Here is a 13,832-nt window from a genome sequence, read left to right as displayed (position 1 = left end):
ATGGGGTGGCTGGGACCCGCAGAACTTGAGGCGCTGAGGCTGTCCTTGCGCGTGTCTTTCTGGGCCACGCTGGTGACCTTGCCGTTTGGTATTTTCATCGCCTACGCACTGGCGCGCTGGCGTTTTCCCGGGCGGCAGGTGCTGAACGGGTTGGTGCATTTACCGCTGATCCTGCCTCCGGTGGTGACCGGGTATCTGTTGCTGTTGACCTTTGGCCTGCAGGGGCCTTTGGGCGGACCGTTGGCCCAGCTGGGCATTGTGTTTGCATTTCGCTGGACCGGCGCAGCACTGGCCGCGGGGATCATGGCCTTTCCGCTGATGGTCCGCGCAATCCGGCTGTCGATCGAAGCGGTTGATCCCAAGCTGGAGCAGGCCGGAGCCACACTCGGAGCGTCCCGGTTCTTTGTGTTTGTCACGGTAACCTTGCCCATGATCCTGCCGGGTGTCATCGCGGGGGCCATACTGGCCTTTGCCAAAGCGATGGGAGAGTTCGGGGCCACGATCACCTTTGTCTCGAACATACCCGGTCAAACACAGACTCTGCCCTCTGCCGTCTATGCCTTTCTTCAGGTGCCGGGCGGTGAAAGTGCGGCGACACGGCTGGTCATCATCTCCATCGCGATTGCCATGGGTGCGCTGCTGCTTTCGGAATATGTGGGCCGCAGGGTCGCTCGGCGGGTGGCCGGATCATGAGCCTGTCGGTCAAAATCCAGCACAGATTGCCGGACATCGTGCTTAATCTGGACTTTGATGCGCCGTCAGGCGTTACCGTGCTATTCGGGCGATCGGGATCGGGTAAAACAACCATCGTAAACGCGGTGGCGGGATTGCTGCGCCCCGACGCTGGCCGCGTGGTTGTCGATGATTGGGTGCTGTTTGATACAGGGGCCAAAACGTGGTTGCCGCCGCATCGCCGACGTCTGGGGTATATTTTTCAGGAAGGCCGCCTGTTCCCGCATTTGACCGTGAAACAGAATCTTGCCTATGGGCGGTGGTTCGCGCCGCGCAGTGCGGAACGGGAAAACCCGCACCACGTGGTCGAGATGTTGGGCATCGGGCATCTGTTGGATCGGCGTCCGGCGATGCTGTCAGGGGGCGAGAAACAAAGGGTTGCCATTGGTCGCGCCCTGCTGGCCAGCCCGCGCCTGATCCTTGCCGATGAACCTCTGGCGGCTTTGGACGATGCCCGCAAATCTGAAATTCTGCCATATTTTGAGCGGCTGCGGGATGAGGTCTCTGTCCCGATCCTATACGTCACCCATTCCGCAGCCGAAGTTGCCCGGCTGGCCACGTCGGTTGTGGCCTTGCAGGACGGCAAAGTTGTGCGTCACGGCCCTGCTTCCGACGTTCTGGCGGACCCGTCTGTTGCTCCGGCAGGTGTCCGGGCCGTGGGGGCGGTGTTGCAGGTTCGGGTCGCAGGGCATCACGATGATGGCCTGTCCGAACTGAACGTGGGCGGAGAACGTCTGTTCCTGCCCCGTATCCCCCATCGCATCGGAGAAGAGCTGCGCATTCGTATTCCTGCGCAAGAGGTCATCCTGTCCAGCAAACCGCCCGAGGGGCTTTCGGCGCTGAACGTCTTGTCGGGCCACGTCGATGCGATCCGCGCAGGGGATGGTCCGGGTGCGATTGTGTCGGTCAGAACACCAGCGGGAGTGGTGCTGGCGCGGGTCACAAGACGATCGGTGGCTGCGCTGGGGCTGCAACCCGGCAGCCCGTGCCATGCAGTTATTAAAACCGTGGCTCTAGCACCTCAGGACGTCGGTGGACGCGTGGCACGATCTTAAATCAGCGCACGCGCTTCGTGCTGGCGCAGGATGCGCCGGGCCGCCGCCCCAAACCCACTGTTTTCATCCACCACCCGATCCGGGAAAATCTCGACCAGTTCCTGCAGAGCTTCGGAAGACAGAGTGTGAAGTGTCTCTTCACCCAAAAACAGGCTTTCGGCCCGCGCATCCTCGGCCGTCAGGATTTCATGGCGGGTCAGCAGGATATGATAATACTCAACCGGCCCATCCACAGCGTCAACCGCCACCCCGGGCCAGGAACACAGATGTTTCGCGGCGACGAGCGCTTCGGGTACGCCGAACAAAAGCTCGACTTTTGGCCCGTTGATCAAAATGCGATGCTGTTGCGAGACAACCAGATCGCGAGAAGGGGTCCCGGGCCCCAGACTTCCCGCAGTTATCCGCACCGGGCGCAAGGCGGGGTTGGTTTGCAGATCGCTGACGCTCATGCGGCTGCTTTCAATCCAGCGGATAGGCTGCAGGCCGTTGTCGAATGTGTGGACCAGATCCCCTTGATCCAGCGTTTCGATCAGGGTTGGGCCGTGCTCGGCTTCGATCAGAGTGCCTGCGGTGAAACAGACCCCTTCAATTGTGATGTCGATGATCTGCGTTTCGGTGTCCGTGAAGGTGAAGATTGCATTCTGGAATGTGGCTGTCACCGTTACTTCGAACGTGTCCGAGACGATTTCGCCATCATCCAGACTGTCAAAAATTGTTGGGTCGACCGTGTATGTCCAGACGCCAGTGTTCGGGTCGATAGAGGCCACACCCAGGCTCGGATCAGCGGAAATTGCCCAGCTTGCTCCGACAAACGTGCCCGCCGGAGATGTCGCTGTCACGTCCAGATCGCCCGTTGCCACATTTGGCGGCGCGCCGGTGACATTGCCGGTGATTTCGCCGGATATCGTTATGGTCGATGCCATTGCCTACGACCTTTCCTGGTTTAGCTGCCGTGCGAATTCCCGATCCTTGTACAGCTTGATCTGAATCCGGTTGTCCGCGTCCCGATACCACTCGACAATGCGCCTGGTGGCCATATCGTTGGCAAGGCGGTTCGTGCGGACCCGGGGATGCGGTATCTCGCGTTTCAGGATGTCCACCATCTGTCTTGTCTGACCAAAAGGCGCGACCAGGTCGATGATCCAAAAGGACGAACCGCTGGCGAAGTCCTGATCTGTCAGCGGCTCATCCTTGATCGCATAGCGGTACTCTGCATCCGGACTGAGACCGGCAAAGGTTACGAAACCACGGGGAAATCCATTTTGGCGGAAGATATGGTACTGACCCAACCGCAAGGGAGTTTCGAACGCATACAAAACCTGAGCCATACTGCGGGACCGGTGGGTTTGCGTCAGCGCGGCCAGATAGAACAACGCACCGAAATCCGCGTATTGTTCCGGGGTCAGATCGAACCAATCCTTTGGAAACGCTGTTTGCACACGATACCTCTGATGTGGGAATCATAGCGTCGATCACATTCAAAGAAAGTGGTTTTTCCGGGGCGGTTGCGGTTGGTTGGTCATAAATCTATTGGAAAAACCTTGAAAATCAAAGGGACTGCCTGTCTTGTGAGGGAAGTATCGGACGGGATTGAACTCCAACAAGGATGCGTGACAATGCGTCTTCTTACAGCAGCACTTCTGGGTTGCACCGTATTGGTATCGGGTATTGCGCAGGCGCAGGGCTTCCGTGTGGGTAATGCGCCGGCCTTTCGCACGACCGTGACACCGTTGCCCGACGGGATCTACGAGGTATCGGCAAGTGGCACTTCAGCAGCCGTGGCCTATTGGTGCGGTATTGGGGATTTTGCGATCCGGACGCTCAGAACCAAAGCCACGCAGCGGATCTACATAACCGAGGCATATGAGCGTCAGATTCGCACTGTGAAATTCGCACTGACACCGCCGCCCGGGGTTGATACGACGCCGGGGTATTCGGTCACCGTTAAACGTGTTGGCGAAAACATGACGGCAGCCGCCGCGCAGGGCTATTGCTACGATAATTTCCTGGATTTCGGTTTCTGAGAGGTGGCGTGGCCCTCTGGGTTACGGCCGATTCTGAACGCGATGAATCTCCGGTCAAGGTATCGAGCAACGCTTTGTCAGGTCCATTTTGCCAGCGGCGGCAAGCTCATCAGTACAGCGTCCGGATCATGACCTGTTTCCAGCCCGAACTTGGTGCCGCGGTCATAGACCAGGTTGTATTCGGCATATAGTCCACGATGGATCAGCTGAGTATCTTTGTCGGCATCTGAAAAACTCTGAACCCGCCGCTTTTCGACCAACGGCAAAAAAGCGGGGAGGAACGCCCGGCCAATATCCTGTGTCAGGGCGAAATCGGCCTGCCAGTTGCCGGTGCAGTAGTCATCCATGAAAATGCCGCCAACCCCACGCGCGCGTTTGCGATGGGGGATATAGAAATACTCGTCGGCCCAGTCTTTCAGGCGCGGATAGTGACCCGGTCCGTGCGGGTCCAGATGCGCCTTTTGAGTGGCATGGAAATGGGCGGTGTCCTCGTCATACTCGATGCAGGGGTTCAGGTCGGACCCGCCCCCGAACCACCATGCATGAGGTGTCCAGAACATGCGCGTGTTCATGTGGACGGCGGGCACATGCGGGTTCTGCATATGAGCCACCAGGCTGATGCCCGAGGCCCAGAACCGGGGGTCCTTGGTCATGCCGGGAATGCCTTTGCGGGCGGCCATCGCACCCTGAGCCCTTTCGCCCAGTGTTCCGTATACGGTCGAGACATTGACGCCGACCTTTTCAAACACCCGACCGCCACGCATCACGGACATCAGTCCGCCGCCTGCATCTGACCCATCATCCGAGTGACGCTTGGTTTCCTTAACCTGAAACCGCCCCGGTTCCGCGTCGGAAAAGGGACCAGTATCATGACTGTCTTCCAGCGCTTCGAATGCGGCGATAATACCGTCGCGCAGTTGGCGGAACCAGTCGGAGGCGGTGGTTTTTTCGGCTTCAAACATCGGGCTCAGTGGGCTGGTGCTGCAACGGGATCAAGCAGGGTACGTCCGCCATCAATGGTCAGGATCTGTCCGGTCATGAAGCCAGCCGCGTCCGAGGCCAGAAACTGGGCCGTTTCGACCAGTTCGGTGGGTGCGGCAATCCGGGCGAGCGGTGTGTGTTTTTCGATATCGTCCCGAAAGTCGCGGTTTTCCTTGAGGGTCGATTGTAACGATGCGCTCATCACCGATCCCAGGGCGATTGAATTTACGCGTATCCGGTTTGGTGCCAGCGCCACGGCAAGCGAGCGCGTCATCTGGTCTAGAGCGGCGGTTGAGACCGAATAGGCCATCAGGTCCGGGTGTGTGCGGCGTGCGGCGATGGAGGAAAGGTTGATAATCGACCCTGCCGGGCCGTCATCGTCGTCGCCGGCCTGTTTGATCATGCGTTTGGCGACGACCTGACTCAGCCGCAAGGCAGGCATCAGGTTTTGATTGAGCAGCGTGCGCACGGAATCGTCGTCCGAATCCAGCGGGTCGGATTGAATAACCTGTCGCGCGCCGTTGATGAGAATGTCGACCTGATCAAAAGCATCGATCGTGGCAGAAATCAGGTTGGCAATCGTCAGCTTTTCGCGCAGGTCACCGGCGAAATATCGGATGTTGCTGTCATCGGCCTGCTCGCCAAGTTCGTTGATCAGGCGTTTTTCATCCATATCGGCAAATACGACATTGGCCCCTGCATCCGCGAAATGGCGCCCTATGGCCAATCCGATGCCGCTGGCGCCGCCTGTAACGATCGCGGTCTTGCCCGCTATGGAAAAGGACATGCGAATCCTCCTGAGTTGCCGTGCACGTTAACCGGCCTTAGCGCCGAGGGCGAGAGGCATGAAAAACCTTGAACCTGTTATCTCCGGTGATTTCGCGCAGCTGCGAAAAGCGCTCGGTCAGTGTTGCCTCGTAGGGCAGGTGGCGATTGGCAACCATCCACAAGCTGCCGGACTGGCCAAGGTTGCGCGCAGCGGCCGCGATGAACCCTTGCCCCAACGCCGGATCGGCGCTGCGAGAGGTATGAAAGGGTGGGTTCATGATGACGGTATCCAGTGGATCACTTGCGGACCAGGTCACCGCGTCGGCCCAATGGAATTGGGCGCGGGAATCCTGAACATTGCGGCGCGCACAGGCCAGAGCGGTGTGATCGGCCTCGACCAGATGCAGCGTTTGGATACCGGAATCGCGCAACACATTTGAGGAAAGGTATCCCCAACCGGCGCCCAGGTCGGCAACACGCGCTCCGAGTTTCGGCGGCAACGCGGCGTGCAACATGGCCGACGCGGGGTCGATCCCATCCGCCGAGAACACGCCCGGCGCAGTATGGAACCCATCCACCATCCCGTCGTTCGGGGTGGCCCAGTCCAGGAACGCTTGGGGGTTGGACTGAAACCAGAAGATCTTGCCATGCGCCTTGGAAATCGGTCCCTGGACGGCGACGCGATTGCGAATGTCTTTCAGCACGCTGTCCACACCATCGGTTTTGGCCCCGTCAACAACGATCACGCCAGCCGCGCGCGTGCACGCGTGATGGATCGATGCCCGCGCCAGCGCCTTGGCGCGAGGCAGAAAGACGACCGCATCCTGACATGGACCATCGGCATCGGGAACGGCCTCAAACCCCAGCTTCTGAAAGTGATCATGGAACGGTTTGAATGGTTGCACCACTTGCGATCCGTCCGCCAGCGGTGACAGATCGTGATCCGGCGTCGGCCCGATGACCGAGGTCAGGGGCGCAAGGGTCAGGCCGTTGTGCAGCGCAAGGTCAAGGCGAATGGACATGAGGGTTTCCGGCTGGACGGCGAAGTCTTACTCTTCGCGTTCCATGGTGCATTGCAGCGGGTGCTGGTGACGGCGGGCAAAATCCATGACCTGACCCACCTTGGTTTCCGCGATCTCGTGGCTGAAGACCCCAACAACGGCCACGCCTTTCTTATGCACGGTCAGCATGATCTCGAACGCCTGCGCGTGGGTCATGCCGAAAAACCTCTCAAGCACATGCACGACGAACTCCATCGGAGTATAGTCGTCATTCAGCAGCAAAACCTTATACAGCGGCGGACGTTTGGTTTTCGGGCGCGTCTGCACCAGAACGGACGAGTCACTATCGTCATCCGAATTGTCAGACATCATCCAAGGGGTTTCCAGCATCGCGTGCATTCGTTCAATTGGGGCTTCGGTTTGTCTGAGCGCTTATATAACGTCGAAACCTTCAGAGAAAAGAGAAAGTGGACGAATTCGAAATGGGTCAAAAACTGACGACAATCGGTTTCGACGCGGATGACACTCTATGGCACAACGAACGCTTTTTCCAGCTGACTCAGAACTATTTCGCAGATTTGCTGGCCGACCACGCAGATCGGGATCACTTGATGGGCCGGTTGCTGGCAGCGGAAAAGCGTAACATTCGTCACTATGGCTATGGTGTCAAAGGATTTACCCTGTCGATGATCGAAACCGCGATCGAGGTGACAAATGATCGGGTGCCCGCCCGTGTCATCCGGCAATTGATCGAAGCCGGTCAGGAGATGCTGGCCTATCCGATAGAACTTTTGCCCCATGCGCGCGAGGCGGTCGAGGCAGCCTCGCGCACGCATCGCGTGATCTTGATCACCAAAGGCGACCTGATCGATCAGGAACGCAAGCTTGCGCAATCGGGTCTGGGCGAGCTGTTTGACGAGGTCGAGATCGTGTCCGAGAAATCGGCGCACACGTATCAGTCTATCTTCTCGCAACATGGCGACGGGCCTGAGGCGTCAATGATGATCGGAAATTCGATGCGCTCGGATGTGGTGGCGCCCATTCAAGCCGGGTGTTGGGGTGTATACGTGCCCCATGGTCTGGTCTGGGAGGTGGAGCAGGCCGACAAACCCGAAACCAACCCTCGATTCGTTGAACTGCGGGATTTGTCAGAGCTTTCAGAGCTTGTTGATCGCTTTTCCTGAGATGTTGCCAATCCGCCGCAGTTTCTAAAAAACCCAATCCGCACGCGCCTGTTTTCTGCCATCTTCGTTGATGTGGTAGGCGGTGGGTCGGTTGCCACAACATCTGGGATTGGATGTTCGAAATTCGTGATCCCCAAAAACGAAGCTTTCAGTTTCTTTAAGACCGCTGCTGTGTTAGCCTGAAAGGCATCATAAAGATAAATTGCTGACCGGGAAAACCCGGCGGCGCGAGGCAGACAGAGGCAATGATCGTGCGGATTCGGCGGACAGTTCCGGCCCGATTGGGCTTTATTCTTATACCATTTGTGTGGCTGCTGGCTTTTGCGCCACTTCCGGCCCTGGCTGCGCCATATGCGGCCATGGTGATTGATGCACGCACCGGAGAGGTGCTGCATTCGCGCAATGCCGACAGCCGACTGCATCCTGCATCGCTGACCAAGATGATGACGCTGTACATTGCGTTCGAGGCGGTTCGAAACGGCGAAATCGAATTGGATACGCAGGTCCGCATCACAAAGAAAGCAAGTTCCGAACCGCCGTCCAAGCTGGGTCTGCGCACCGGGCAACGCATTGCGTTCCGCTATTTGATCCGCGCCGCCGCGGTGAAATCAGCCAATGATGCTGCAACGGCTATCGGGATCGCGATCAGCGGGTCCGAGGCCGCGTTTGCCCGCCGCATGACCCGCACCGCCAAGGCCATGGGGATGAGCCGAACCACGTTCAAAAACGCCCATGGCCTGACAGAGTCGGGGCATCTGTCGACAGCGCGGGACATGACCACGCTGGGGCGGCACCTGCTGTATGACTACCCGCAATACTACAACCTGTTCTCGCGCCAATCGACGCATGCCGGGATCAAGACCGTTCCGAATACCAACCGGCGACTGCTGGCCGCTTATAAAGGGGCGGACGGGATCAAGACCGGTTATACCCGTGCCGCTGGTTTCAACCTTGTGGCGTCGGCCAAGCGCAAGGACGAACGTATCATTGCCACGGTTTTCGGGGGCAAATCTGGCGCGTCGCGCAATGCCAAAGTGGCCGAGTTGCTGGATATGGGCTTTCGTCGCGCACCTTCACGCGCCCCGATCCGCAAACCCGCCCGTCCGGCTTACGCAGGAAATGCGGGCCTGAACGCACAGGTCGCGCGATTGGTCGGCGCTCCAACCACCAGCCTGCGTCCTGTTCTGCGCCCCGGGGTCGGCGGCGCGGTTCAGGTGGCGGGTACAGTGGCTGCGTCGGCCGAAAAGAACCGCGCCCGGCTGCAAGACGGAATCGCTGCAGCCATCGCGTCAGCAAATATCCAGACCCCAACCGACGAGAACACGCGGCCCGCCGCGCGTCCCGACGATCTGGTGCTGGCATCGACAGGTCCGGCGACGCAGCCCGAGCCGGAACCCGAAATCGTCACCCGTCTGTCAACCTCGGGCGGGCATCTGTGGGGTGTCAATGTGGGCCGCTACACCACGCGATATGAAGCCGAGAAGGTTCTGCTGAAAACCGCGCTGTCCGAAATGACAACGCTGGACGGCACGCTGCGCAAGGTGAACAAGAATTCGCGTGGCTTTGATGCGACTTTTCAAGGTATGACCCGCGAACAGGCCGATCTGGCCTGTCGCAGGTTGCAGGCCCGCAATGTCACGTGTTTCATGATCGGGCCATCATAAGACCCGACATATTCTCTCCTGGCTGGATTTGGGCTGCGAGGACACTCGCAGCCTTTTTTAATCAAAGACGTGACCGTGCTGATACTGTTCGTCCTGCCCGGCAGCAGCGGTCAGGGCGGCAACATTGTCCTTGGTGAAAAAGCCGTCATAGTGGTGACAGCGTTCGATATACTCAGTTATCAGAAGCGTGTGTTTCGAGTGTTTTGAGAAGATCTGTTTCAGGTTCGGGTCGTCTTTGCACTCGCCCACAACATGCGCCAGGAAGGGCACGCCCTTGTCCTTGAGCGTATTCACTACGAAATCCACATTCTTCTCGCCCGCGCCGTGATCGCCGTCCTGAATCTCAACCGCCATATGATGCAGCCGACGCCCGAAATTGCGCACGAAATCTTCGGTGGGCATCGGCAGTTTGGCAAAGGAATTCACGAAGGAGGGCGTGTTGTTGGCCGTAAACACTTTGGCGGGGGATTTCTTGTCGTCATCAACGTTGGCGTTGCGATTCACGTTGGTCGACGAGTTCATGTCGAAGATGTTGTAGGCCCCCCAGAAGTAATAAGGGACCATGGTCAGAAATTCGAGGATCGCATCCTCGCGTTCCCCCGCCAGCACCCGCGTGGCAAGATGGTCGATCCCCAGCATCAGCGGCGCGATCTTGCTGTCTGCGCCAAACGCTGCGGCCTGATCCAGTCGCGCCTGTTCGGCGTCGCTCAGCAGCACCCTGTCGCCCAACCCCAGACTGTCGGTGTCATTGAAGTCCAGCGTCGAGTATCCCACGCGATTGCAGGTGAAATCCGAAGGGGTGGTGAAGCGGAACCCGTCCATTGTGTAGAATGGGTTCTCGGTGTCCCCAGAATATTCGAACCGAATATTCTGATCCTCAAGCGTGCCGGTCAGCGCCTTCAGATCAGAGGCCCCGTAAATCTCGCCCACATAGCGCGTTTGCGGCGTGCCGCGCGCCAACGGGTACATTCGGTTAATCCGGGGGATGAAATCCTCGAACGCGGGGCTGAGCGGGGCCATCACGATCAGCGCCGGGTAGTCGGAATGCGAATGCAGCACCGAAAACTTATGCGTCTGTCCCAGATAGCTGGCCGTGTGTCGATACGGCGTCATCACATAAAGCTCGACCAGCGTGTCAAACAACGCGTCGGTTTCGACCTGAATTACTATCGCGCGCATCGCGCCGACCTGATCTGCGATGCCTGAACTGGTGCGGCGCTCATAGATTTTCGGCAGGTATTCAGTGAAGAAGTCCGAGTTCTTCTTGTCGCCCCGGGGTTCATAGGACATCAGGTCGAATGACATTGGCTCATCTCCATGCGCAGATTTGTGGCTGTCGAAACATGCACTTGGCATCCATGCTAGGCACTAAGGCCAGCACGGGCAACACTTCGGACATGGGGGGCGCAGGTTAGGCCGGGATGATCAGCGGATGAATTTCGTCACCTCGATGCCGCCATCGATCAGGTTTTCGCGTACGGACCGGGCAATTTGAACCGCCGTCGGGCCATCACCATGCAGGCAGATCGTGTCAATCGAAGTTTCCAGCCGTTTGCCGGATTCGGTGATGATCGCGCCCTCTTTCACCATGTTCACGATGCGCGGTCCGGCAACCTCAGGATCATGGATCACGGCGCCGGGCAGAGAGCGGTCTACCAGTGTGCCGTCATCGTTGTATGCGCGGTCAGCAAAAATCTCGCCCACCCATTTGCAGCCCAGATCGCGCACGGCTTCTTCCTGTTTCGTGGCGGCCAGCACCATGATTATGATGTCAGGGGCCACGTCCAGCGCGCCCCGATAGCAGGCACGCGCCATGTCGATATCAACCGAGCACATATTGGCCAGCGCCCCGTGCAGCTTTAGATGCCGAACTTCGGTTCCGACCGCTTTGGCCATACCGATGGCCGATCCCAGTTGATAGCGGACCAGATTGCGCAGGGATGCGTGTGGTACCTTCATGTTGCGCCGCCCAAAACCCTGCAAGTCCGGAAACCCCGGATGCGCGCCAATGCCTACACCGGTTTCGGCGGCCAGGGTCATCGTCTTCGCCATCACATCCGGGTCTCCGGCATGAAAGCCGCAGGCGATATTGGCCGAGGTGATTATGTTCAGCAGGTTTGCATCATCGCCCATGTTCCAGGGGCCAAAGCTTTCGCCCATATCGGCATTCAGATCGACGCTTGGCATCGGTGTTACTCCTTATTCGGTGGCGGAAATCATTCCGCTGATCAATTGGTATGACAGAAGGTCCGGGATGTCATGCGGATCTCGAACCAGAGGCTCAACGCGACCGGGCAAGCGGGCAAGGTCTGCCTCGAACGCGGCCTGCAGCGCGGCGGCTTCTTCCAGCGAAACGAACTCGAACCGCACCTGACCGCCGGCAGGGGTCTGCGCCGCGCGCGGCAGGTCACAGGGCAGAACGGTCGCGATGCGCGGATAACCCCCGGTGGTCTGACATTCGGGCAGCAGGATAAAGGGTGCGCCGGTTCCCGTCATCTGTATGTCGCCGGGTGTGATGACCTCGGACAGGATGTTCAACTGACCCCGCGCGGCGAACCCGTCACCGTCGCTGTCCAACTGCATCCCCATCCGGTTGGCCCGGGCACCGCGGTAAAAAGCCGTTTGCGTGAACCGCGTCAGCGTTTCGTCGTCAAACAGCGGGGTCTGAAAACTCGCCACCACCCGCAGCAGCCCACCCGAGAACCGATCCTCGGCGCGCAGTTTTAATCCAGCGCGCCCCGTACCTATAGCGGGCAGGGTGTCCCCCACCTGAACCGCGCGTCCGATTCTGGCGGTCAGGTGAGCCGCGCGCGAGCCCAGCATGACCTCGGCTCCAATCCCGCCGCCCAGATGCAGATAGCCATAGTTGCCCTGCAGCACTGACCCGATCATCAATCTCTGCCCTATTTCCATCTGGTGCGAGGCGTTCCACATGACAGAGCCGCCATCGATACTCGCCTGCATGGGTGCGCCTGTCAGCGCGATGGTCGTGGGGGCGGTGGCCTCGAACTCGCCCCCCATACCTGCCATTTCCAACGCGGCACAGGTCGGGTCTTGGTTCAGCAAAGCAGCGCCTTCATGCAAAGCCAGAATATCTGCCGCGCCCGAGCGCGACAGACCCTGATCCAGATACCCAGTGCGTCCCTGATCCTGCACGGTACAGGCCGGGCCGATGCGATGGACGATCAGACTCATGCCATGATCTCCTCGCAGGTCGCTCCGCCCGTCCCATCGGTGCAGGTGGCTTTGATGTTTTCCAGCGCGTCGCGCGAAACGGGAACAAACTGCATTTCGTCCCCGGGATTAAGGGCAAAGCTCTGCTCCATATCAGGCCGAAAACACCGAAACGCGGTTTGACCGACATGGCGCCACCCGGTGGGTGTCGGCCCCGAGAACAAAACGAATTGTGAGATCGCCAGGACCAGAGCCCCCTCGGGCACCATCGGCGTCAGCTCTTTCAGGCGCGGAATGTTGAACTCCGGTCCCAGCGGGCCAAGATAGGGCTGCCCTGGCGCGAATCCGATTGTCAGCACGCGCACACGCGTTTGCCCCAGACGTTCGATGGCCTCGGCCGGAGATAAACCGGCGGCGGCCGCTGCATCCTCTAGCTGGGGCGCAAGTTCGGTGCCATAGACAGTCGGAACCCGCCAGAACCGTCGCCCGGTCGGCAATGGCGCGCTGTACCAGTCGCGACTGGCAAGCAGCGTTGTTGCCCGCTCTTCGATATCCTGATGAGACAGCTGGGCGGGGTTGAACCGGACATAGGCGGACGCCAGCGAGGCTGAGGTTTCCAGAACGCCGTCCATTCGTAACGCTTCAAACGCGCCCCGAAAGGCAATTGCTGCGCGGTTTGCCGGTTCGGTCATTGAATCGGAAAAGGTGACCAACAGGCCGTCAAAGCCAACGGTGCGCATCAGCGGAAACGTATCGGGTTGCGTCATGAAAGGTTCGTAGGATTCCAGGGTTGCCTGCGCCGACCTGACCGCATTCGTCAGCGATGCGCAAGGCTTTGGCGGCTTCGTGGCTTAATGCTTATGCTGGAAGGAGTGCTGTGAGGCGTGTTTTTTTGAGTGGAAATGAATCAAATCCGTGCCGTTGAGTCGGATGCCTCTAGTGTGTTGTTGGCGCAGATTCACTATATGTAGGGGTATTGCCTTGGCACATCGCTGGGAACAGGGTTTGGGATCAACTGATGATGCCTTGTAAGGGTTAATACCTCTAAGTTTATGAAGGTCTATCGCATTGAAATGAAATGATAATAACAGATAACGCAAAAAAGTTCGGCGACATGCAATTTTCCTCTTGCGCCTTTTGGGAGTATTACTTAGAACGCCCTTCACCGGCGCTGCTGAGGCGGTTGCTGGGACGCTGGGAACGGCGGAGACGGGCCGGAGAGACGGTTGTGACGCTCGGGAGAGACCGG

15 protein-coding genes are annotated in these 13,832 nt (G+C 58.9%); 5 read left to right on the top strand and 10 right to left on the bottom strand.

The window, feature by feature from the left end:
* Complete coding sequence (gene modB, locus ACR0K4_RS21355; RefSeq protein ID WP_480855687.1) at positions 1-693, top strand: molybdate ABC transporter permease subunit; 693 nt, start codon at positions 1-3, stop codon at positions 691-693.
* Positions 690-1,787, top strand: a complete 1,098-nt coding sequence (gene modC / locus ACR0K4_RS21350) for a molybdenum ABC transporter ATP-binding protein (protein WP_480855686.1) — start codon at positions 690-692, stop codon at positions 1,785-1,787. The genes modB and modC overlap by 4 nt, the downstream gene beginning before the upstream one ends.
* Here the strand turns inward: modC and ACR0K4_RS21345 are convergent.
* Positions 1,784-2,710 (bottom strand): Hint domain-containing protein, encoded by a 927-nt coding sequence (locus ACR0K4_RS21345; RefSeq protein WP_480855685.1) that lies wholly within the window; start codon positions 2,708-2,710, stop codon positions 1,784-1,786. The genes modC and ACR0K4_RS21345 overlap by 4 nt on opposite strands.
* A 3-nt stretch (positions 2,711-2,713) precedes the next feature.
* On the bottom strand, positions 2,714-3,226 hold the full coding sequence (locus ACR0K4_RS21340; RefSeq protein WP_480521355.1) for a toxin-activating lysine-acyltransferase: 513 nt from the start codon (positions 3,224-3,226) through the stop codon (positions 2,714-2,716).
* A gap of 177 nt (positions 3,227-3,403) precedes the next feature.
* Between ACR0K4_RS21340 and ACR0K4_RS21335 the strand changes: the two genes are divergently transcribed.
* A complete protein-coding gene (locus ACR0K4_RS21335; protein ID WP_480521357.1) occupies positions 3,404-3,811 on the top strand; it encodes a hypothetical protein in 408 nt (135 codons plus the stop codon).
* Positions 3,812-3,888: 77 nt separating this feature from the next.
* Here the strand turns inward: ACR0K4_RS21335 and hemF are convergent, their stop codons facing one another.
* From hemF to clpS, 4 genes are read right to left on the bottom strand one after another with little or no spacing between them, the layout of a single operon-like run.
* Positions 3,889-4,773, bottom strand: coding sequence for an oxygen-dependent coproporphyrinogen oxidase (hemF, locus tag ACR0K4_RS21330; RefSeq protein WP_480855683.1), 885 nt, complete (start codon positions 4,771-4,773; stop codon positions 3,889-3,891).
* 5 nt (positions 4,774-4,778) lie between these two features.
* On the bottom strand, positions 4,779-5,579 hold the full coding sequence (locus ACR0K4_RS21325) for an SDR family NAD(P)-dependent oxidoreductase (RefSeq protein WP_480855681.1): 801 nt from the start codon (positions 5,577-5,579) through the stop codon (positions 4,779-4,781).
* Positions 5,580-5,616: 37 nt separating this feature from the next.
* The gene (locus tag ACR0K4_RS21320; RefSeq protein ID WP_480855680.1) at positions 5,617-6,582 is read right to left on the bottom strand and encodes a class I SAM-dependent methyltransferase; all 966 of its coding nucleotides are present in this window, start codon (positions 6,580-6,582) and stop codon (positions 5,617-5,619) included.
* A 27-nt stretch (positions 6,583-6,609) separates the two neighbouring features.
* Positions 6,610-6,951 (bottom strand): ATP-dependent Clp protease adapter ClpS, encoded by a 342-nt coding sequence (clpS, locus tag ACR0K4_RS21315; RefSeq protein ID WP_480521365.1) that lies wholly within the window; start codon positions 6,949-6,951, stop codon positions 6,610-6,612.
* 92 nt (positions 6,952-7,043) lie between these two features.
* Here clpS and ACR0K4_RS21310 point away from each other — a divergent pair, with 92 nt between their 5' ends.
* Both ACR0K4_RS21310 and ACR0K4_RS21305 read left to right on the top strand, forming a co-directional pair.
* Positions 7,044-7,745 (top strand): HAD family hydrolase, encoded by a 702-nt coding sequence (locus tag ACR0K4_RS21310; RefSeq protein ID WP_480521387.1) that lies wholly within the window; start codon positions 7,044-7,046, stop codon positions 7,743-7,745.
* A 245-nt stretch (positions 7,746-7,990) separates the two neighbouring features.
* Positions 7,991-9,409, top strand: coding sequence for a D-alanyl-D-alanine carboxypeptidase family protein (locus tag ACR0K4_RS21305; protein WP_480855679.1), 1,419 nt, complete (start codon positions 7,991-7,993; stop codon positions 9,407-9,409).
* 57 nt (positions 9,410-9,466) lie between these two features.
* On the opposite strand, the gene ACR0K4_RS21300 is transcribed toward ACR0K4_RS21305, so the two are convergent.
* The 4 genes from ACR0K4_RS21300 to ACR0K4_RS21285 all read right to left on the bottom strand — a co-directional run bounded on the left by ACR0K4_RS21300 (position 9,467) and on the right by ACR0K4_RS21285 (position 13,350).
* Positions 9,467-10,714 (bottom strand): hypothetical protein, encoded by a 1,248-nt coding sequence (locus ACR0K4_RS21300; protein ID WP_480855678.1) that lies wholly within the window; start codon positions 10,712-10,714, stop codon positions 9,467-9,469.
* Between the two features lie 120 nt (positions 10,715-10,834).
* On the bottom strand, positions 10,835-11,596 hold the full coding sequence (locus tag ACR0K4_RS21295; RefSeq protein ID WP_480855676.1) for a LamB/YcsF family protein: 762 nt from the start codon (positions 11,594-11,596) through the stop codon (positions 10,835-10,837).
* A gap of 12 nt (positions 11,597-11,608) precedes the next feature.
* Positions 11,609-12,604, bottom strand: a complete 996-nt coding sequence (locus ACR0K4_RS21290) for a 5-oxoprolinase subunit C family protein (protein ID WP_480855675.1) — start codon at positions 12,602-12,604, stop codon at positions 11,609-11,611.
* The gene (locus ACR0K4_RS21285; protein ID WP_480521375.1) at positions 12,601-13,350 is read right to left on the bottom strand and encodes a 5-oxoprolinase subunit B family protein; all 750 of its coding nucleotides are present in this window, start codon (positions 13,348-13,350) and stop codon (positions 12,601-12,603) included. Before ACR0K4_RS21285 ends, ACR0K4_RS21290 begins: the two co-directional genes overlap by 4 nt.
* Positions 13,351-13,832: the final 482 nt, after the last annotated feature.

It is taken from the genome of Ruegeria sp. K11, assembly GCF_056531905.1.
This window is presented reverse-complemented; position numbering and strand designations above follow the sequence as displayed.

Excerpts from the sequence above, each read along its gene's own strand:
- modB (WP_480855687.1), top strand. The coding sequence starts at position 1 with ATGGGGTGGCTGGGACCCGCAGAACTTGAGGCGCTGAGGCTGTCCTTG.
- modC (WP_480855686.1), top strand. The coding sequence starts at position 690 with ATGAGCCTGTCGGTCAAAATCCAGCACAGATTGCCGGACATCGTGCTT.
- ACR0K4_RS21345 (WP_480855685.1), bottom strand. The coding sequence starts at position 2,710 with ATGGCATCGACCATAACGATATCCGGCGAAATCACCGGCAATGTCACC.
- ACR0K4_RS21335 (WP_480521357.1), top strand. The coding sequence starts at position 3,404 with ATGCGTCTTCTTACAGCAGCACTTCTGGGTTGCACCGTATTGGTATCG.
- hemF (WP_480855683.1), bottom strand. The coding sequence starts at position 4,773 with ATGTTTGAAGCCGAAAAAACCACCGCCTCCGACTGGTTCCGCCAACTG.
- ACR0K4_RS21325 (WP_480855681.1), bottom strand. The coding sequence starts at position 5,579 with ATGTCCTTTTCCATAGCGGGCAAGACCGCGATCGTTACAGGCGGCGCC.
- ACR0K4_RS21320 (WP_480855680.1), bottom strand. The coding sequence starts at position 6,582 with ATGTCCATTCGCCTTGACCTTGCGCTGCACAACGGCCTGACCCTTGCG.
- clpS (WP_480521365.1), bottom strand. The coding sequence starts at position 6,951 with ATGCTGGAAACCCCTTGGATGATGTCTGACAATTCGGATGACGATAGT.
- ACR0K4_RS21310 (WP_480521387.1), top strand. The coding sequence starts at position 7,044 with ATGGGTCAAAAACTGACGACAATCGGTTTCGACGCGGATGACACTCTA.
- ACR0K4_RS21305 (WP_480855679.1), top strand. The coding sequence starts at position 7,991 with ATGATCGTGCGGATTCGGCGGACAGTTCCGGCCCGATTGGGCTTTATT.
- ACR0K4_RS21300 (WP_480855678.1), bottom strand. The coding sequence starts at position 10,714 with ATGTCATTCGACCTGATGTCCTATGAACCCCGGGGCGACAAGAAGAAC.
- ACR0K4_RS21295 (WP_480855676.1), bottom strand. The coding sequence starts at position 11,596 with ATGCCAAGCGTCGATCTGAATGCCGATATGGGCGAAAGCTTTGGCCCC.
- ACR0K4_RS21290 (WP_480855675.1), bottom strand. The coding sequence starts at position 12,604 with ATGAGTCTGATCGTCCATCGCATCGGCCCGGCCTGTACCGTGCAGGAT.
- ACR0K4_RS21285 (WP_480521375.1), bottom strand. The coding sequence starts at position 13,350 with ATGACGCAACCCGATACGTTTCCGCTGATGCGCACCGTTGGCTTTGAC.